Genomic DNA, 18737 nt, shown 5'->3' on the forward strand with positions numbered 1-18737 from the left:
ATCCTACACAGGCAAATGCGTCAAACCACCCCTGCGTCTACCAACAGTTGCTCCAGCGCGGGCAGGTCCGGCACCCGTGCCACCTGTTCGCCCACCTGTACCGCTGCCAGCTCCAGGCCGGCCAGCGGCACATCGACGTAGTTGAGCTGGCTGTCGAGCTTGCACGAGCGCGGAATACCCTGCACCAGCAAGGCGACAAAGCGCAGCGAGCTGTTGCCCAGGGCATTGAGCACAACGATCCGCGCCCGCTCGCCCACCTGCAACTGGCCGTCGCAGGCCGACTCGAAACTCAGCAGCGGCAGGCGCTGGCCGCGCCAGTCGATCCAGCCAAGCATCCACTCGGGCGCGTCCAGCGCCGGGCTGCCGGCCTGAAAGCCGATCAGTTCGGCCACGGCCACGTTGGGCAGTACCAGGCAGCGATCGCTCAAGGGCAGCAGCAGGCCGGTGAGGCTGCTGCGCCGGTTTTGCCGGGCCGGTTGTTCAAGCATCGCGGCGACTCCATTGGGCGATGCTCTGCAGCAGCACCGATTCCTGATAGGGCTTGCCCAGGTAGTCATTGACGCCGATGGCCATGGCCCGGTCGCGGTGTTTCTGGCCGGTACGCGAAGTGATCATGATGATCGGCAGGTCCTTGAGCCTGGGGTCGTGGCGGATCTGCGTGGCGACTTCAAAGCCGTCCATGCGCGGCATCTCGATATCCAGCAGGAGAATGTCCGGGCGATGCTCCTGCAGCAGGGCCATGGCATCGACCCCGTCCTTGGCGGTCAGTACGTTCATGCCGTGGCGTTCGAGCAGGCGCCCGGTAACCTTGCGCACCGTCACCGAGTCATCCACCACCATTACCAGCAGCGGCCGTTGCGGCAAGCTGCCATGGCTGTCCCGGCGCAGGCCTTCGCTGCTGTGCTGGTGCAGCGCCAACTGCTGCTGCAAACCGCGCAACTGGCCGAGCAGATCGAGAATCAGCACCACCCGGCCATCGCCCAGCAAGGTCGCCCCGGACAAGCCCTGGACCGCGGCAAACTGCGGCCCCAGGCTTTTGACCACGATCTCGCGGCTGGCCGCCAGGCCATCGACCTGCACAGCGTATTGCTGGTCGTGGGAGTGCACCAGCAGCACCGGCAGCGGCAGGCTCTGGCCCAACAGTTTCGGCTGCGCCGCCCCCTGCAGCAGCTCGCCCAGGTAGCGCAGCTCGTAGCGATGCCCGGCGTACTGGTAATGCGGCGGATCAAGCTGATAGCACGCCTCGAGTTCGGCCGGCGGCACGCGGACGATGCCTTCGATGGTATTGAGCGGAATCGCGTACTGCTCTTCGCCGTAGTGCACCATCAAGCCGCGGTTGATCGACACCGTGAATGGCAGGCGAATCAAAAAGCGCGCGCCCTTGCCCGGCTTCGACTCGATCACCATCGAACCTCCGAGCTGCTTGACCTCTTCATGGACCACGTCCATGCCCAGGCCGCGCCCGGAAATCTGGGTGATCTTCTCGGCGGTGGAAAACCCTGGCTGGAGGATGAACTGCATGATCTCGTGGTCACTGAGCACCGCTGCAGGGTCGAGCAAACCGCGCTTGATCGCCTTGCGCCGCACGGCTTCCAGCGGCACCCCAGCACCGTCGTCGGTCATTTCAATGACGATGTCGGCGCCTTCATGCAGCAGGTTCAGCGAGATCAGCCCGTGCGCAGGCTTACCCGCTGCCAGGCGCGCCTCGCGCGACTCCAGGCCATGGTCGACGGCGTTGCGCAGCATGTGCTCCAGCGGCGCCATCATGCGTTCCAGAACGCTGCGGTCCATCTCGCCCTCGGCATTGCCGACCACCAGTTCGACCTGCTTGCCCAGCTCGCTGGAGACCTGCCGCACCACCCGCTGCAAGCGCGGCACCAGGCGCTCGAACGGCACCATGCGGGTGCGCATCAGGCCTTCCTGCAGGTCGCTGTTGACCCGCGCCTGTTGCTGCAACAGGCTGTGCGCGTCATGGGCGCGCACGCTCAGGGTTTCCTTGAGGTCGAGCAGGTCGGAGGCCGATTCGAACAACGCCCGCGACAGTTGCTGCAGCTGCGAATGGCGGTCCATTTCCAGCGGGTCGAAATCGTCGTAGGCCTGGCCGTCGCCATCGGCCTGGCGGCTGAGGATGCGCCCCTGGGTTTCGGTATCCAGGCGGCGCAACTGGTCGCGCATGCGCTCCAGGGTGGTTTCCATCTCGTTCAGGGCCACTTGCGCGTCGTTGACCTGCTGCTCAATGCGGCCACGGATGATCGAATTCTCTCCGGCCAGGTTGCCCAGGTCATCAAGCAGCTCCGAGGCCACCTTGACCATATCCCCGGCGCCACGCTCAGGGGCGGTCACCGGCAGCTCTGGCGGCGCCGTATCCGCGTGCGCCTGGCCGGCGGCGGTGTCGGCCAGTGCCGCGCTGCTGAAGTTGCGGATGTAGTCGATCAGCGCCGTGGCCGCGTGCAACGGCTGTTGCAGGCGTACTGCATCGAGCATGTGCGCCAGGCGGTCGTGGCAATTCTGCAGCAGGCTGAACAGCGCCGGGCTCGGTTGCAACTGGCCGGCGGCGAGCAGTTCGTAGAGAAACTCCAGTTCATGGGCCAGATCGCCGATCGGCCCGATCTCGACCATCCGCGCACCGCCCTTGAGGGTGTGCAGGTCGCGCAGCAGGTTCTCTACCTCAACGCCATTACGCGGCTCGGCCTGCCAGCGCAGCAAGGCCGCGCTGGAGCTTTCGACCAGGTCCAGGCTTTCTTCGAGGAAGATCTCCAGCAGCTCTTTGTCGCCGGCATCCTGCTGCGCTTCGACGGGTTTATCCACAGGCACCGGCGGCGGCGCCTCATGACGAAACTCGCGCAGCGCCGCCAGCAGCTCTACCTGGGCAGCCGGCACCTGGCCTTGCTGCAGTTGTTCGAGCATCTGCGCCAGTTGCCGGTGGCTGCGCTTGAGCAGGGCAAACAGCTCGGCGCCAGGGCTGAAGCGCCGGTCCACCAAACCTTCGTAAAGCAGCTCAAGCTCTTGTGCCAGCACCTCGAACGCGCCCATGGCGGCCATCTGCGCGCCCCCCTTGAGGGTTTGCAGGTCGCGGGCCAGCGACGACAGCGCCGAGGCGTTGTCGGTATCCAGTAGCCAGCGCGCCAGGGCCTGGTCGGCGCTGTCGAGAATGTCGCTGGCTTCATCGAGAAACAGTTCGAGCATGGCCGGGTCCGGCGCTTGGGCCGCAAGTTCGGCGGTGGCACTGGCAAGCTCGGTGATTGTCCCGCCCTGGCTGCTGACCAGGCCCATGGCCGCTGGGTCGAGGCCTTCGTCAAGCAGCTCGCGCAAGGCCTGCAGGCGTTCCGGACGCGGGTCGACTTCCTGGCCGGCGGCGATCTGGTCGAGCATGTCGATCAGCGCTTCATGGGCGCTTTGCGCCTCGCTGAAGAACCGCGGGCTGACCGCCAGGCTGCTCTCCTCCACGGCGCCATAGAGGTCGAGCAAGGCTTCACAGAGCTCATCCACCTGCCACAGGTCGGCCAGGTGTGCGCTCTGGCCGAGGGTGGTCAGTTCATCAAGCAGGGCATTGAGTTCCTGGCGCTCGCCCGGGTGCTCCTGCCAGCGCAAAAGCAACGATTCGGCGTCGAGCAGGATGTCCATGCCCTGGGCCAGGAAGCTGGCAATCAGTTGCGGGTCGCGCTTGACCCGCAGGCCCTGGCTTGGCGCCTCGAGCAAAGCTTGCAGGCGCGCATCGACCACCTGGTGAATATCGGCGATCAGCGTCGCGGCCCCGGCAATCGGCGCCAGAGGCGCGCTGGAGAGCTGCTGCACGCCACGGCGCAGCAGCGGCTCGGCAGTTTCCAGCAGGTAGATTTCTTCCAGGTCGAAGGCCAGCTGATGGGCCTTGAACTCCCGCGCCAGCAAGTCCAGGGCGCCGGCCAGCTCGGCAATCGGTACTACCCCGGCCATCGCCGCACTGCCCTTGAGGGTGTGCAGGGCACGCTGCAGGTTATCGCTGACCGCCAGCGGCAACTGCTTGTCGGCCTCGTGCAGGAAGGCTTCGAGACTGTCCAGGTGACCCAGGGCTTCGTTGCGAAAGATCTCCAGCAATTGCGGGTCGATGGCTTCGCCGGCCTCGGCCTCGCTGCGCGGATCGTTCATGGCCAGGGCGTGCAGGTGCGCGGCCAGTTGTTCAACCTGCGGATGCGCCGGCGCCAGTGCCTGGGCAAACTCGCCGAGCAAGCCAGGCAGTGTGTCCAGCGCTTGCTGCAAGGCGGCCAGGGGCGCTGCACCGATATCTACCCGGCCCTCGAGCACGCGATTGAGCAGGTGCTCCGCCGCCCAGGCCAGTTCCCCCAGCACCTGGGCGCGGACCATCCGCCCGCTACCCTTGAGGGTGTGCAGACCGCGGCGCAGTTCGATCAGGGCGTCACGATCGGCGCCGTCGGCTTGCCAGCGCGTCCACATCTGATTGAGCAAAGGCAGAAGTTCGTGGGCCTCTTCGAGGAAAATTTCCCGCAGCTCGTCGTCGATTGGTGCTTCTTCATCCGCCGCAACAACAGGCGCTTCCACCAACGCCGGTTCCGGCTCGGGCCGATAACCCAAAGCAGCCAGGCTGTGCTGCGCCGCCTCGAGGAACCGCGAAGGGTTGGCCTGGGGATCGGCAATCAGCCATTGCAGGGAGCATTCACAGGCACTCACGGCCTCGGCCAGGTGGCTCAGGGCTGCAGTATCCGCCAGGGTCTCGCTGCCCAGCAGCTGTGCATGCACGTAGTCGCCGCACTGCCCGATCAACGCCGCTGCGCGCGGCAGCATCAGCATCGCCAGCGCGCCACGCACCTGTTGCAGCAGGCCCGGCACTGGCTGCAGACGCTGCGGCTGCCAGCCGGCGTCGAGGCAATCGCCGATCAGGTCCTTGACCTGCTGCAGCACGGCGAAGGCTTCCTCCAGCACCAGCTGGCGAATCTCCGCCAGGTCGGTGCCCGGCAGCGGGCTCTGGCTGTTCTGCTCCAGCGGCCCGACCATGCCGGCCAGGGTGGCCTCGACATACAACAGCGCGCCGGCGATATCCATCAGCAGCGCATCGGCAGGCTCGCGCTGACCCTGGGCCAGGCTTTGCAGCACCAGCACCTGGTCGATGATCACCCGCCGCGGCTGGCCAAAGCCGAGGACCGCCAGGGTGTCGGCGATCTGGCGCAGCGGCGCCAGTAACGGTTCCAGTTCCTCCAGATGCTGGCGGTCGCCGCGCACGAACTGGTCGAGGCGCTCCTTGACCCGCTTTAGGTCTTCGCACAGGGCGGCGACCACCGAACGCAAGGCATCACGATCGGGCCCGGCCTGCAGGCGATCGCGCCAGGTGCCCAGGTACAGGTCGAGGTTGGCCAGCTCTTCGGCGTCGGCCGGGCTGCTGCTCAGCAGGCTGTCCTGGGCCAGGGCCTGGGCACCGCGCTCGGCACGCAATTGGTTGAGCACTGGCAACACCACCAGCGGCAAGTCGCGGCGGGCGCTGCGCAGGCGCTCCAGGTACAGCGGCAATTGCTCAAGGCCGCGAAACAACGCGCCCAGCGCTTCACCGCGCTGGCTGGCGCGGCCCTGGCGCAAGGCCAGGCCCAGTTGTTCCATTTCTTCGGCGAGCAGCGCCGCGCCGTGCAGTTCGAGCATCAGCAGGCAGCCGCGCACCTGGTGCAGCTGTTCGACGAATCCGTCGAGCACCGCTTCATCGCCGGGCTCGGCGGCAAAGTGTTCAAGGGTCAGGCGTGCCTGGCCCAGGCAGTCGGCGATCGCCCCTCTGACCCAGGCCAGCGCCACCGTATCGTGCCGATCCGCCATAACTGCTCCCATCACCATGATGCCCTCAACGCGGTGGCGTCGGCGGCAGGGTAAAACCGGACACCGAGCGGCGCATTTCACTGGCCATGCGCGCCAGGTTACCGATGCTCTCGGCGGTGGCGGTGGAGCCGGCCGAAGTTTGCGAGGTGATCTGCTGGATCACCGACATGGTATGCGAGATCTGCCCGGCCGAAGAGGTCTGCAGCTGGGCGGCGTCGGAGATGCTGTGAATCAGGTCGGCGAGGGTCTGCGACACGCCTTCGATTTCGGCCAGGGCGACCCCGGCATCCTGGGCCAGGCGCGCACCGCGCACCACTTCGGCGGTGGTCTGCTCCATGGAGATCACCGCTTCGTTGGTGTCGGCCTGAATGGTACGCACCAGCGCTTCGATCTGCCGCGTGGCCGACGATGAGCGTTCGGCCAGGCGCTGTACTTCGTCGGCAACCACGGCAAAACCGCGCCCGGCTTCACCGGCCAGCGAAGCCTGGATTGCCGCGTTGAGGGCGAGGATGTTGGTCTGGTCGGCAATGTCGTCGATCAGGCTGACGATATCGCCGATCTCCTGGGACGACTCGCCCAGGCGCTTGATCCGCTTGGCGGTGTCCTGGATCTGCTCGCGGATGTTGTCCATGCCGTTGATGGTGTTGTGCACCACCTCGTTGCCCTTGTTGGCGATAGCCACCGAACGCTCGGCCACCTTGGCCGATTCGTAGGCGTGGGTGGAAACGCGGTCGATGGATTCAGCCATGTCGCCCACCGCCACCGAGGCATCGCTGATCTGCTGGGCCTGGTGCTCGGAGGCCTTGGCCAGTTGGCGCGCGGTGTTCTGGGTGTCTTGCACGGCGGCGGCAACTTCCTCGGCGCTGAGGTTGATGGTCGCCACCAGGTCGCGCAGCTGGTCGATGGAGTAATTGATCGAATCGGCAATGGCGCCGGTGAAGTCTTCGGTCACCGACACGGTTACGGTCAGGTCGCCGTCAGCAAGGTCTTCAATTTCGTCGAGCAGGCGCATGATCGCCTGCTGGTTGCGCTCGTTCTTCTCGGCAGTTTCGTGCAACTGGCGGTGGGTGGTGCGAACCATCACCAGGCCGATGAGAATGATCGACGCCAGCGCCAGCAAACCCAGTACATAGCCGCCGACGGTATCCAGGGTTCGGCCGCCAGCCAGGTTTTCAAACCCGGTGGCCAGGCGCGAGGCTTCATCGAGCAGGGTTTGCGAAAGGCCGAAGATGCTCCCGGCGGCTTCGCGCACACGGAACAGCTCGGGCGAGGTTTCGAGGATTTCGTCGACGGAGCCTGCGACAAACTGGAACAGCTCGGCGATCTCGCCCAGGCGCGCGCGGGCGTCCGGATCCTGCACGCGGGTAACCTGGATCGCTTCGTTACCGCCGAGCATGGCCTCGAGTACCTGGCCGAAACGGCTGGCGTCGCGGCCGAAGGCATCGGCGGCCTGCACAGCGGTGTCGTCGCCGGCCAGTACGGTATTCACCGAGCCAAGAATACGCTCGGCCAGCAACGACTGGCGCTGGGCCACGGCCACCTGGCTGGCCGGCGCACCGCTTTGCAGGAGGATCTCGACGACCTTCTCGTATTCCACCTGCAACTGCGGCACGGTTTCGGCCAGGGTCGCGGCGACCTGGTGCAACGACAGCACGGTCTGCTCGCTGGCCAGGATGGTGTCGGTGTTCTTGCGCAGGTTTTCCCAGTCACGCAGCACTGCGTCCATTTCCTTGCGCACCGCCGGCGGCGCAGCGGGCAGGCCGGTGCTGGCATCGCCCTTTTTCAGGTAGCCCCAGCGCTGTTCGAAGTCGTTGCGCGCCTCGCTCAACAGGCGGAAGGCCACGGCCTTGCCGGCCGCCGCTTCAGTGGCGTTCTTGGCGATGCGCTGGGACAGCACCCGCAGTTCGCCGGCATGGCCGATGTACTGCTTGTCGTAGTTGGCCTGGGTGTTGAGGTAGGCGAAGTTGGCGAACAGCAGGATGATCGACAGGATCAGCACCACGAACAGCGCCGCGATCTGCGCGCTGCTGCGGGAACCCTGGGGCGATGGAGCCGTCTTGGTCGTGGTCACGGAGGTGGCATTCCTTTACAGCGCGACATCAAGGAAACCCGGCGCCTGGGCCAGGGCGAAGGGGCTGAAGATCGCCCAGCTGCGCTCACGCTGGAAATGCCCCTGGACGAAGGGCGCGGCCGCACTGAGCAACGGCGTTGGCGGCGACAGGTCCAGACTGTGCAGCGGGAAATGCTGCAAACCCAGCACTTCATCGACCAGCAAGCCGGCAAACAACTCGTCATGGTCGAGCACCAGCACTCGTCGCTGCTTGCGCGGTGCCGACAGGCCCAGGGCGAAGAAACCGCAGAGGTCCATCACCGGCAGCAGCCGGCCACGCAGGTTGGCGACACCGCTGACCCAGGGCTTGACCCCGGGGATGCGGCTCAGGCGCGGCTCGTGCAGCACTTCGGCGACTTCGCCCATGGGCGCGACGAACCACTGTTCGGCAATGCGAAAGCCGATGCCGCTCCAGCTTTGCAGGCGGGTTTCCTGCAACGGCAGGTCGGCGGCCAGCAGCCGGCAGCGCCGGTCGATGTCCAGCAGCAGCTCGAAGGCCGTCAGCGACTCGCCCATGGGCTGGGTGGTCAACCTTTGAGCACGTCGTTGAGCTTTTTGATCAGGGTGTCTTCGTCCACCGGCTTGGTCAGGTAGTCCTTGGCGCCCTGGCGCTGGCCCCAGACCTTGTCGGTCTCCTGGTCCTTGGTGGTGACGATGATCACCGGGATATGCGCGGTTTCCGGGTCTTTGCTCAACTGGCGGGTAGCCTGGAAGCCGTTGACCCCGGGCATGACGATGTCCATCAGTACCGCATCGGGCTTTTCGTGGCGGGCCAGGGCTACGCCATCGGCGCCGTTTTCGGCCTTGAGCACTTCATGCCCGTGCTTTTCGAGCATACCGGTCAGTTTGTACATTTCGGTCGGCGAATCGTCGACGATCAGAACTCGGGCCATGCTGTTCCCCATAAGGAATAGACGCCTGCGCGGCGGCGCAACGTCAGGGTGCGTGTTGTTCTTCTGCGGCGAATCCGGGCACATGGGCCTTGATTGCGTCCAGCAGCTCTTCCTTGCTGAAAGGTTTGGTCAAAAATTGATCAGAGCCGACGACACGGCCACGGGCCTTGTCGAACAGGCCATCGCGGGACGACAGGAGAATCACCGGCGTGTCCTTGAAGGTGCTGTTCTGCTTGATCAGGGCGCAGGTCTGGTAGCCGTCCAGACGCGGCATCAGCACGTCGACGAAAATGATCTGCGGCTGGTGGTCGATGATCTTGGCCAGGGCATCGAAACCGTCGATGGCCGTGATGACCTCACATCCTGCTTCACCGAGCAATATCTGGGCGGTGCGGCGAATCGTCTTGGAGTCGTCGATCACCATCACCTTCAATGCCGCGCCGGGCTGTTCCATAATTGCTCTACCATCGCTGCTCGCTATGAGCGGCAAGCTACAAGTTTCTGGCGGCAAGAAAAAGCAGGGTGAACGCGGCGTGCTTTTTCTTGTGGCTTATGGCTTGTGGCTTGCAGCTGGAGACGGCCGTGCAGGCCACGTGCCAGGCCTTTTTAGCACACTCTGGGGGGTGCATTCCATCGGCCCGCGCCGACGCCCGGCGCAGCGCCGCCCAGGATGCGTTTTTCCCTTGACCGCCAGCGCTGCGAGCGCCACCCTGACGCCACTTTTCATTCGAGCCAATGCGGCCCATTGCCGCTGAGAGGATTTTGCCCATGAGCGTTCGCCTCGGGATTGTCATGGACCCCATTGCGCGCATTTCCTATAAAAAGGACAGCTCGCTGGCCATGTTGCTGGCCGCCCAGGAGCGCGGCTGGTCGCTGTTCTACATGGAGCAGCAGGACCTCTACCAGGGCGCCGGCCAGGCCCGCGCACGCATGCGCCCGCTGAAAGTGTTCGCCGACCCGGAGCACTGGTTCGAGCTGGACGCCGAGCAAGACAGCGCCCTGAGCGAGCTGGACGTGATCCTGATGCGCAAGGATCCACCGTTCGACATGGAGTTCGTCTACAGCACCTACCTGCTGGAACAGGCCGAAGCCGCCGGCGTGCTGGTGGTCAACCGCCCGCAGAGCCTGCGCGACTGCAACGAAAAGCTGTTCGCCACGCTGTTCCCGCAGTGCACGCCACCGACCCTGGTCAGCCGCCGCGCCGATATCCTGCGCGAATTCGTCAACCAGCAGGGCGACACCATCCTCAAGCCGCTGGACGGCATGGGCGGCACCTCGATCTTCCGCCATCGCCCGGGCGACCCGAACCTCTCGGTAATCCTCGAGACCCTGACCGGCAACGGCACCCAGCAAATCATGGCGCAAGGCTACCTGCCGGCCATCAAGGACGGCGACAAGCGCATCCTGATGATCGACGGCGAGCCGGTGCCCTATTGCCTGGCGCGCATTCCGGCCTCGGGCGAAACCCGTGGCAACCTCGCCGCCGGCGGCCGTGGCGAAGCCCGCCCGCTGACCGACCGCGACCGCTGGATCGCCGCACAGGTCGGCCCGACCCTGCGCGAGAAGGGCCTGCTGTTCGTCGGCCTGGACGTGATCGGCGAGCACCTGACCGAAATCAACGTCACCAGCCCGACCTGCATCCGCGAGATCGACAACGCCTTCGGCACCCAGATCGGCGTGCAGTTGATGGATGCCATTGATCGCAAGCTCAAGGCGCGCTGACAGCCGACGCGGAGCAACCGCGCAGAGTGGGGTATCATGCCGGTCGTTTTTATGACCTGGGCACCTGCTCTGCCGGTTCCCCCCGGTCTTTGCAGCTGCTGGATACCTGATGACGCTTCCTGCTGACATCCCTGCCGACTTCTCTCCACCCCGCGTACGCCCGGTGGATCGCCTGGGTTTTACCCTGTTCCTGGCAGCGCTGCTGCACCTGGCGCTGATTCTCGGTGTCGGCTTCACCTTCGCCAAGCCCGAAGAAATCCGCCGGACCATGGAAATCACCCTGGCCACCTTCAAAAGCGAGAAAGCGCCGCAGAAGGCCGATTACCTGGCCCAGGACAATCAGCAAGGCAGCGGCACCCTGGACAAGAAGGCGGTGCCGAAAACCACCGAAGTAGCGCCCTTCCAGGACAGCAAGATCAACAAGGTCACCCCGCCGCCGGCCGCCAAGCCCGAAGTACAACCGCAACCGACGCCGCCCAAGGCAGTAGTGGCGACCAAGGCGCCGAAGCCGGAAAAGGTCGAAACCCGACCCAAGGAAGCCAAGCCGCAGCCCAAACCCAAGGCCGCGACCCCGGACTTCGACAGCTCGCAGCTGTCCAGCCAGATCGCCAGCCTCGAAGCCGAACTGTCCAACGAGCAGCAGCTGTACGCCAAGCGCCCGCGCATCCACAGGCTTAATGCCGCCTCGACCATGCGCGACAAGGGTGCCTGGTACAAGGACGAGTGGCGCAAGAAGGTCGAGCGTATCGGCAACCTCAACTACCCCGACGAAGCCCGGCGCCAGCAGATCTACGGCAGCCTGCGGCTGATGGTGTCGATCAACCGCGACGGTTCGCTGTATGAAGTGCTGGTGCTGGAGTCCTCCGGCCAGCCGCTGCTCGACCAGGCCGCCCAGCGCATCGTGCGCCTGGCCGCACCGTTCGCGCCGTTCACCGGCGACCTGGCCGATATCGACCGGCTGGAGATCATCCGTACCTGGCGTTTCGCCCGCGGCGACCGGCTGCAGAGTAATTGATCTAAGGCTCCGCCTGATGGCAAAACAATAGCCATTTTGCGATGATGCGCGCCCGTATATCCCCCTCAAGAAAGGATTCTGTTGATGTCGCGCATCAATTTCGCCCGCAAAACAGCCGCCCTCGGCCTGGCCCTGGCGGCCTGCGTCCTGCCTGCTGCTGCCTTCGCCGACGCCGCCGAGCTGTCGCAGAAGCTGTACAACGAAGTTGGCGAGTACAAGTACGACGAAACCCCGGCGCGCCTGGCCAAGATCCAGGCCCTGCTCGACCAGGGTGCCGATCCGAAAGGCCAGCCGATGTTCCTGGCCGCCTCCTACAAGATCGTCGCGCCGTTCGAGCTGTTCCTGCCAAAGATCGGTGACGTCAACACACCGATCCAGGAAAACGGTGAAACCCTGCTGCTGTTCGTCCTCAACCAGGCCGAGCAATCGAAGGCCTCCGAGGCCGACCTGCGCATGGTCAAAGGCCTGATCAAGGCCGGCGCCGACGTCAACGTGCTGGCCCAGGGCGATTCCGCTACGCCGCTGAACACCGCAGCAGGCAAGGGCTCAGCCGAACTGATCAAGCTGCTGCTGGCTTCCGGCGCCGATGCCAAGGCCGTCCGGCCGAACGGCTTTACCCCATTGACCGGACCGGGTGCCTCGAACCTGGAGGTGATCAAGCTGCTGGTCGCTGCCGGCGCCAATCCCTACCAGGTAACCCTGACCGGCACGACGCCGCTGCACCATGTTTGCGAACGCACCTTTGAGATGAACGGCCAACCTGACCCACAAGCGGCCGAGCGCATTGCCCTGCTGCTGAAAAAAGGCAGCTCGATCGATGCCTACCACGAGCAGCACGGCACCTTCCCGGTCGGTACGCCGCTGGAAGAAGCCGCCCGCACGGACAACCCGGACTGCGTCGCCGCGCTGATCAAGGCCGGCTCCAGCCTCAAGGCCCCGGCGTTCCCGGAGAGCTACCTGGCCAAGTACCCGCAGGCCAAGCAGCAAACCGTCCAGGAGTACGTGCTGTCGGCCGCTGAAGAGTCGCCAACCCTGTACACCGAAGAAGTGGTCAAGCTGTTCAAGTAACCCCGCAGTAAAGCTGACAAGGTGACGCCAGCACCTTGTCAGCGTGGCCACTCACCGCCACACTATCAGGCATGAAGAACCTCAGCCCGGATTACCTCAAGCATCAGTTCCTGATTGCCATGCCACACATGGCCGACCCGAACTTCGCGCAGACCTTGACCTACATCGTCGAGCACAACGCCAATGGGGCGATGGGGCTGGTGGTCAATCGGCCACAAGACCTCAACCTGGCCGATATCCTCGAACAGCTGCGCCCGGACGTCGAACCGCCGGCCAGTTGCATTCATGTACCAATCTATATGGGCGGCCCGGTGCAAACCGACCGCGGCTTCGTCCTGCACACCAGCGAGCGCAGCTTCCAGGCCACCGTCGAACTCGACGGCCTGTCGCTGACCACCTCCCAGGACGTGCTGTTCGCCATCGCCGACGGCCTGGGCCCGAAACAGAGCCTGATTACCCTCGGCTATGCCGGCTGGGAAGCCGGGCAGCTGGAAGCGGAGCTGGCCGACAACGCCTGGCTGAACTGCCCGTTCGACCCCGAGATCATCTTCGGCATGGCCTGTGAGCAGCGCCTGGCCGCTGCGGCGGCAAGCCTGGGGATCAACCTCAGCCTGCTGACCAGCCAGGCGGGGCACGCCTGATGGCCGAAGTACGTCTACTGCTGGGCTTTGACTACGGCAGCCGCCAGATCGGCGTCGCCGTCGGCCAGGTGATCACCGGCCAGGCCCGCGAGCTGTGCACCCTCAAGGCGCAGAACGGCACGCCGGACTGGGCCCAGGTGGAAAAACTGATCAAAGAGTGGAAACCCGACGCCCTGGTGGTCGGCCTGCCCTTGAACATGGATGGCAGCCCCAGCGAGATGAGCGACCGCGCAGAAAAATTTGCCCGCCGCCTCAATGGCCGTTTCAACCTGCCGGTCCACACCCACGACGAACGCCTGACCACTTTCGAAGCCAAGGGCGAGCGCATGGCCCGTGGCGGCCAGCGCGGCAGTTACCGCGACAATCCGGTGGATGCCATTGCCGCCGCCTTGCTGCTGCAGGGCTGGCTGGAGGCCAATACCGGGGCCTGAGACCCGATCATCGCATTCAAGCCGGGCCAGCGCACCGCTCCCCGGCCTCTTGAGGAGCAAGCATGAGCCTACCCAATCCCGCCGAACTGATCCGGCAGATGGCCGTCGACCTTCGCGCCCATCTGGCCCGCCGCGCCATTGCCGAGCCGCGTTTCATCGGCATCCGCACCGGGGGTGTCTGGGTCGCCCAGGCCCTGCTCGAAGAGCTGGGCAGCGACGCCGCCCTGGGCACGCTCGACGTTTCCTTCTACCGCGACGACTTCAGCCAGAACGGCCTGCACCCGCAGGTGCGCCCGTCCGACCTGCCGTTCGAGATCGAAGGCCAGCACCTGGTGCTGATCGACGACGTACTGATGAGCGGGCGTACCATCCGCGCCGCCCTCAACGAGCTGTTCGACTATGGCCGCCCGGCCAGCGTGACCCTGGTCTGCCTGCTCGACCTGGATGCCGGCGAATTGCCGATCCGGCCGAATGTGGTCGGCGCCACCCTGTCGCTGGCTGCCCATGAACGGGTAAAATTGACCGGACCCGCACCGCTCGCCCTCGAGCGCCAGGACCTCGCCTCCGCTTCCGCCCTTTAAGAGTCCCCCGCGATGACGCCAATCGACGCCAAGCGCCCGCTGCAGCTCAATGATCAGGGCCAGCTGCGCCACTTTCTCTCGCTCGACGGTTTGCCCCGCGAACTGCTGACCGAAATCCTCGACACCGCCGACTCGTTCCTCGAAGTCGGCGCCCGGGCCGTGAAGAAGGTCCCGTTGCTGCGCGGCAAGACCGTCTGCAACGTGTTCTTCGAGAACTCCACGCGCACCCGCACCACCTTCGAACTGGCCGCCCAGCGGCTGTCGGCCGACGTCATCACCCTGAACGTGTCGACCTCTTCGACCAGCAAGGGTGAAACCCTGTTCGACACCCTGCGCAACCTCGAAGCCATGGCCGCCGACATGTTCGTCGTGCGTCATGCCGACTCGGGCGCCGCGCACTTCATCGCCGAGCACGTGTGCCCGGAGGTGGCGATCATCAACGGCGGCGACGGCCGCCACGCCCACCCGACCCAGGGCATGCTCGACATGCTCACCATTCGTCGGCACAAGGGCGGCTTCGAGAACCTCTCAGTGGCCATCGTCGGCGACATCCTGCACTCGCGGGTGGCGCGCTCGAACATGCTCGCGCTGAAAACCCTGGGCTGCCCGGACATCCGCGTGATCGGCCCGAAAACCCTGCTGCCGATTGGTATCGAGCAGTATGGGGTGAAGGTCTACACCGACCTCGAGCAAGGCCTCAAGGACGTCGACGTGGTGATCATGCTGCGCCTGCAGCGTGAGCGCATGGCCGGCGGCCTGCTGCCCAGCGAAGGCGAGTTCTACCGCCTGTTCGGCCTGACCACCGCGCGCCTGGCCGGGGCCAAGCCGGATGCCATCGTCATGCACCCGGGCCCGATCAACCGCGGCGTCGAGATTGAATCAGCGGTGGCCGACGGCGCCCACTCGGTGATCCTCAACCAGGTCACCTACGGCATCGCCGTGCGCATGGCGGTGCTGTCCATGGCCATGAGCGGGCAGACCGCGCAACGTCAATTCGAGCAGGAGAACGCCCAGTGACCCTCAGTATTCTCGGCGCCCGGGTCATCGACCCGCTGAGCGGCCTGGACCAGACCACTGACCTGCACATCGATGCCGGCAAGATCATCGCCATCGGCGCCGCCCCGGCAGGCTTCAAGCCGGCGCGCAGCATCGACGCCCAAGGCCTGGTAGCCGCCCCCGGCCTGGTCGACCTCAACGTCGCCCTGCGCGAGCCCGGCTACAGCCGCAAGGGCAGCATCGCCAGCGAAACCCGCGCTGCCGCTGCCGGTGGCGTCACCAGCCTGTGCTGCCCGCCGCAGACCAAGCCGGTGCTGGACACCTCGGCAGTGGCCGAGCTGATTCTCGACCGCGCCCGCGAAGCCGGGCACAGCAAGGTCTACCCGATCGGCGCCCTGAGCAAAGGCCTTGAAGGCGAGCAGCTTGCCGAGCTGATTGCCCTGCGCGACGCCGGCTGCGTGGCCTTTGGCAACGGCCTCAATGCCTTTGCCAACAACCGCACCCTGGCCCGCGCCCTGGAATACGCCGCGACCTTCGACCTGACGGTGATCTTCCACTCCCAGGACCGCGACCTGGCCCAGGGTGGCCTGGCCCACGAAGGCGCCATGGCCAGCTTCCTCGGCCTTCCGGGCATCCCGGAAACCGCCGAGACCGTGGCCCTGGCGCGCAACCTGCTGCTGGTCGAACAGACCGGCGTGCGTGCGCACTTCAGCCAGCTGACCAGCGCCCGCGGCGCGCGGCTGATCGCCCAGGCCCAGGAACTGGGCCTGCCGGTGACCGCCGACGTGGCCCTGTACCAGCTGATCCTCACCGATGAAGCGCTGCGCGACTTCTCCAGCCTCTACCACGTGCAACCGCCGCTGCGCACCCGCGCCGACCGCGACGGCCTGCGCGAGGCGGTGAAGTCCGGGGTGATCCAGGCGATTTCCAGCCATCACCAGCCCCACGAGCGGGATGCCAAACTGGCACCGTTCGGCGCCACCGAGCCGGGCATCAGCAGTGTCGAACTGTTGCTGCCGCTGGCCATGACCCTGGTGGAAGACGGCCTGCTCGATTTGCCAACTTTGTTGCAACGTTTGTCTGCAGGCCCTGCAGCAGCGCTGCGCCTGCCAGCGGGCGAGCTGAAGGTAGGCAGTGCCGCAGACCTGGTGCTGTTCGACGCCAAGGCCTCGACCCTGGCCGGCGAGCAATGGCGCTCGAAGGGCGACAACTGCCCGTTCATCGGCCACTGCCTGCCGAGTGCGGTGCGTTATACCTTGGTCGATGGGCATATCAGCCACGAAGCCTGAGTTTGCGCTGCTACATCGCGGGTCAAGCCCGCTCCCACAGGATTTCACCCATCTCTGTGGGAGCGGGCTTGACCCGCGATAGCCATTACCACTCATCCTGCAAGGTTGAAATCCTTCCCACCACCCCCATATGAGTCTGCATCAGGCATTTTCGCCCCGCTGCGTGGAGACTCTCCCTTGACCACCATCGTTTCAGTTCGCCGCCACGGCAAAGTCGTCATGGGCGGCGACGGCCAGGTTTCTCTCGGCAACACCGTGATGAAAGGCAACGCCAAGAAAGTCCGCCGCCTGTACCACGGCCAGGTCATCGCCGGTTTCGCCGGTGCCACCGCCGACGCCTTCACCCTGTTCGAACGCTTTGAAGGGCAACTGGAAAAACACCAGGGCCATCTGATCCGCGCCGCCGTGGAGCTGGCCAAAGAGTGGCGTACCGACCGCTCCCTGAGCCGCCTGGAAGCCATGCTGGCGGTAGCCAACAAGGACGCATCGCTGATCATCACCGGCAACGGTGACGTGGTCGAACCCGAAGATGGCCTGATTGCCATGGGTTCCGGTGGCGCCTACGCCCAGGCCGCCGCCCGCGCCCTGCTGCAAAAGACCGACCTCTCGGCCCGCGAAATCGCCGAGACCGCGCTGAACATCGCCGGTGACATCTGTGTGTTCACCAACCACAACCTGACCATCGAGGAGCAGGACCTGGCCGAGTAATTCAGCTGTTCTGGCGCCCGGCCCCGGTGGCCGGGCTTTTCCACGCTGACTTATCGAGCCCAAGGACCATCACTATCATGTCCATGACCCCCCGCGAGATCGTCCACGAACTCAACCGCCATATCATCGGCCAGGACGACGCCAAGCGCGCCGTCGCCATCGCCCTGCGCAACCGCTGGCGGCGCATGCAGCTGCCGGCCGAGCTGCGCGTTGAAGTGACGCCGAAGAACATCCTGATGATCGGCCCGACCGGCGTCGGCAAGACCGAAATCGCCCGGCGCCTGGCAAAGCTTGCCAACGCCCCGTTCATCAAGGTCGAAGCGACCAAGTTCACCGAAGTCGGCTATGTCGGCCGTGACGTCGAGTCGATCATCCGCGACCTCGCCGATGCGGCGATCAAGATGCTCCGCGAGCAGGAAATCATCCGCGTCGGCCACCGCGCCGAAGATGCTGCCGAAGAGCGCATCCTCGACGCCCTGCTGCCACCGGCGCGCACCGGCTTCAACGAAGACCAGGTCGCCAGCCAGGACTCCAACACCCGCCAGCTGTTCCGCAAGCGCTTGCGCGAAGGCCAGCTGGACGACAAGGAAATCGAGATCGAAGTGGCCGAGGCCGTGGGTGTCGATATTTCCGCGCCGCCGGGCATGGAGGAGATGACCAACCAGTTGCAGAACCTGTTCGCCAACATGGGCAAGGGCAAGCGCAAGAGCCGCAAGCTCAAGGTCAAGGAAGCGCTCAAGCTGGTGCGCGACGAAGAAGCCGGGCGCCTGGTCAACGAAGACGAGCTCAAGGCCAAGGCCCTGGAAGCGGTCGAGCAGCACGGCATCGTGTTCATCGACGAAATCGACAAGGTTGCCAAGCGCGGTAACGTTGGCGGCGCCGATGTTTCCCGTGAGGGCGTGCAGCGCGACCTGCTGCCACTGATCGAAGGCTGCACGGTGAACACCAAGCTGGGCATGGTCAAGACCGACCACATCCTGTTCATCGCCTCCGGTGCCTTCCACCTGAGCAAGCCGAGCGACCTGGTGCCCGAGCTGCAAGGTCGCCTGCCGATTCGCGTCGAACTCAAGGCCCTGAGCCCGGAAGACTTCGAGCGTATCCTCAGCGAACCGCACGCCTCGCTCACCGAGCAATACCGTGAGCTGCTGAAAACCGAAGGCCTGAACATCGAGTTCGCCGCCGACGGCATCAAGCGCCTGGCCGAGATCGCCTGGCAGGTCAACGAGAAAACCGAGAACATCGGTGCCCGTCGCCTGCACACCTTGCTCGAGCGCCTGCTCGAAGAGGTGTCGTTCAGCGCCGGCGACCTGGCCAGCGCCCACAGCGAAGCGCCGATCCGCATCGACGCCGACTACGTCAACAGCCACCTGGGCGAATTGGCGCAGAACGAAGACCTGTCTCGCTACATTCTGTAGCTCAGCGGCAAGCGGCAAGCTATAAGCTACAAGCTGGACACCGGTGTCTTGTAGCTTGTAGCTTGCAGCTTGTAG

17 protein-coding genes are annotated in these 18737 nt (G+C 65.3%); 10 read left to right on the plus strand and 7 right to left on the minus strand.

Annotation, left to right across the window (positions count from 1 at the left end):
* Positions 1-20 precede the first annotated feature (20 nt).
* From ACIOVF_RS07515 to ACIOVF_RS07545, 7 genes are read right to left on the minus strand one after another with little or no spacing between them, the layout of a single operon-like run.
* The gene (locus ACIOVF_RS07515) at positions 21-488 is read right to left on the minus strand and encodes a chemotaxis protein CheW (RefSeq protein ID WP_258716209.1); all 468 of its coding nucleotides are present in this window, start codon (positions 486-488) and stop codon (positions 21-23) included.
* Positions 481-5793 carry an Hpt domain-containing protein gene (locus tag ACIOVF_RS07520; RefSeq protein ID WP_401288550.1) on the minus strand — a complete coding sequence of 1771 codons (5313 nt, stop codon included), beginning with the start codon at positions 5791-5793 and terminating at the stop codon, positions 481-483. Before ACIOVF_RS07520 ends, ACIOVF_RS07515 begins: the two co-directional genes overlap by 8 nt.
* Positions 5794-5818: 25 nt before the next feature.
* Complete coding sequence (locus tag ACIOVF_RS07525) at positions 5819-7864, minus strand: methyl-accepting chemotaxis protein (RefSeq protein ID WP_045193845.1); 2046 nt, start codon at positions 7862-7864, stop codon at positions 5819-5821.
* A gap of 15 nt (positions 7865-7879) precedes the next feature.
* Positions 7880-8434 carry a chemotaxis protein CheW gene (locus ACIOVF_RS07530; protein WP_082075373.1) on the minus strand — a complete coding sequence of 185 codons (555 nt, stop codon included), beginning with the start codon at positions 8432-8434 and terminating at the stop codon, positions 7880-7882.
* Positions 8431-8796: a twitching motility response regulator PilH gene (pilH, locus tag ACIOVF_RS07535; RefSeq protein WP_045193983.1), complete on the minus strand. Its 366-nt coding sequence runs from the start codon at positions 8794-8796 to the stop codon at positions 8431-8433. Before pilH ends, ACIOVF_RS07530 begins: the two co-directional genes overlap by 4 nt.
* A 43-nt stretch (positions 8797-8839) precedes the next feature.
* Positions 8840-9250, minus strand: a complete 411-nt coding sequence (pilG, locus tag ACIOVF_RS07540; RefSeq protein ID WP_045193849.1) for a twitching motility response regulator PilG — start codon at positions 9248-9250, stop codon at positions 8840-8842.
* 37 nt (positions 9251-9287) lie between these two features.
* A complete protein-coding gene (locus ACIOVF_RS07545; protein ID WP_177329128.1) occupies positions 9288-9566 on the minus strand; it encodes a hypothetical protein in 279 nt (92 codons plus the stop codon).
* Here ACIOVF_RS07545 and gshB point away from each other — a divergent pair.
* The 10 genes from gshB (at position 9565) to hslU (ending at position 18662) form a co-directional block, all read left to right on the plus strand.
* On the plus strand, positions 9565-10518 hold the full coding sequence (gshB, locus tag ACIOVF_RS07550; protein ID WP_045193851.1) for a glutathione synthase: 954 nt from the start codon (positions 9565-9567) through the stop codon (positions 10516-10518). The two genes, ACIOVF_RS07545 and gshB, sit on opposite strands and share 2 nt — an antisense overlap.
* Before the next feature lie 109 nt (positions 10519-10627).
* Entirely contained in the window at positions 10628-11533 is a 906-nt protein-coding gene (locus ACIOVF_RS07555; protein WP_038997538.1) for an energy transducer TonB, read from the plus strand.
* A gap of 84 nt (positions 11534-11617) precedes the next feature.
* Positions 11618-12601 carry an ankyrin repeat domain-containing protein gene (locus ACIOVF_RS07560; RefSeq protein ID WP_401288559.1) on the plus strand — a complete coding sequence of 328 codons (984 nt, stop codon included), beginning with the start codon at positions 11618-11620 and terminating at the stop codon, positions 12599-12601.
* A gap of 71 nt (positions 12602-12672) precedes the next feature.
* Positions 12673-13242: a YqgE/AlgH family protein gene (locus ACIOVF_RS07565; RefSeq protein ID WP_045193852.1), complete on the plus strand. Its 570-nt coding sequence runs from the start codon at positions 12673-12675 to the stop codon at positions 13240-13242.
* Positions 13242-13673 (plus strand): Holliday junction resolvase RuvX, encoded by a 432-nt coding sequence (gene ruvX / locus ACIOVF_RS07570; RefSeq protein WP_401288562.1) that lies wholly within the window; start codon positions 13242-13244, stop codon positions 13671-13673. The genes ACIOVF_RS07565 and ruvX overlap by 1 nt, the downstream gene beginning before the upstream one ends.
* Positions 13674-13735: 62 nt before the next feature.
* The gene (gene pyrR / locus ACIOVF_RS07575) at positions 13736-14254 is read left to right on the plus strand and encodes a bifunctional pyr operon transcriptional regulator/uracil phosphoribosyltransferase PyrR (RefSeq protein WP_010221492.1); all 519 of its coding nucleotides are present in this window, start codon (positions 13736-13738) and stop codon (positions 14252-14254) included.
* A 12-nt stretch (positions 14255-14266) separates the two neighbouring features.
* A complete protein-coding gene (locus ACIOVF_RS07580; RefSeq protein WP_010221491.1) occupies positions 14267-15271 on the plus strand; it encodes an aspartate carbamoyltransferase catalytic subunit in 1005 nt (334 codons plus the stop codon).
* Positions 15268-16539: a dihydroorotase gene (locus tag ACIOVF_RS07585; RefSeq protein ID WP_213602663.1), complete on the plus strand. Its 1272-nt coding sequence runs from the start codon at positions 15268-15270 to the stop codon at positions 16537-16539. The genes ACIOVF_RS07580 and ACIOVF_RS07585 overlap by 4 nt, the downstream gene beginning before the upstream one ends.
* A gap of 177 nt (positions 16540-16716) precedes the next feature.
* Positions 16717-17247, plus strand: coding sequence for an ATP-dependent protease subunit HslV (hslV, locus tag ACIOVF_RS07590; protein WP_028945572.1), 531 nt, complete (start codon positions 16717-16719; stop codon positions 17245-17247).
* A 77-nt stretch (positions 17248-17324) separates the two neighbouring features.
* Positions 17325-18662 carry an ATP-dependent protease ATPase subunit HslU gene (hslU, locus tag ACIOVF_RS07595; protein ID WP_045193855.1) on the plus strand — a complete coding sequence of 446 codons (1338 nt, stop codon included), beginning with the start codon at positions 17325-17327 and terminating at the stop codon, positions 18660-18662.
* Positions 18663-18737: the final 75 nt, after the last annotated feature.

The sequence above is a fragment of the Pseudomonas sp. NPDC087612 genome (assembly GCF_044743505.1).
Lineage (GTDB): Bacteria > Pseudomonadota > Gammaproteobacteria > Pseudomonadales > Pseudomonadaceae > Aquipseudomonas.

Coding starts and splice junctions, on each gene's coding strand:
- hslU (WP_045193855.1), top strand. CDS start 17,325: ATGTCCATGACCCCCCGCGAGATCGTCCACGAACTCAACCGCCATATC.
- ACIOVF_RS07565 (WP_045193852.1), top strand. CDS start 12,673: ATGAAGAACCTCAGCCCGGATTACCTCAAGCATCAGTTCCTGATTGCC.
- pilH (WP_045193983.1), bottom strand. CDS start 8,796: ATGGCCCGAGTTCTGATCGTCGACGATTCGCCGACCGAAATGTACAAA.
- ACIOVF_RS07515 (WP_258716209.1), bottom strand. CDS start 488: ATGCTTGAACAACCGGCCCGGCAAAACCGGCGCAGCAGCCTCACCGGC.
- ruvX (WP_401288562.1), top strand. CDS start 13,242: ATGGCCGAAGTACGTCTACTGCTGGGCTTTGACTACGGCAGCCGCCAG.
- ACIOVF_RS07520 (WP_401288550.1), bottom strand. CDS start 5,793: ATGGCGGATCGGCACGATACGGTGGCGCTGGCCTGGGTCAGAGGGGCG.
- gshB (WP_045193851.1), top strand. CDS start 9,565: ATGAGCGTTCGCCTCGGGATTGTCATGGACCCCATTGCGCGCATTTCC.
- ACIOVF_RS07545 (WP_177329128.1), bottom strand. CDS start 9,566: ATGGGCAAAATCCTCTCAGCGGCAATGGGCCGCATTGGCTCGAATGAA.
- ACIOVF_RS07580 (WP_010221491.1), top strand. CDS start 14,267: ATGACGCCAATCGACGCCAAGCGCCCGCTGCAGCTCAATGATCAGGGC.
- ACIOVF_RS07555 (WP_038997538.1), top strand. CDS start 10,628: ATGACGCTTCCTGCTGACATCCCTGCCGACTTCTCTCCACCCCGCGTA.
- pyrR (WP_010221492.1), top strand. CDS start 13,736: ATGAGCCTACCCAATCCCGCCGAACTGATCCGGCAGATGGCCGTCGAC.
- ACIOVF_RS07560 (WP_401288559.1), top strand. CDS start 11,618: ATGTCGCGCATCAATTTCGCCCGCAAAACAGCCGCCCTCGGCCTGGCC.
- pilG (WP_045193849.1), bottom strand. CDS start 9,250: ATGGAACAGCCCGGCGCGGCATTGAAGGTGATGGTGATCGACGACTCC.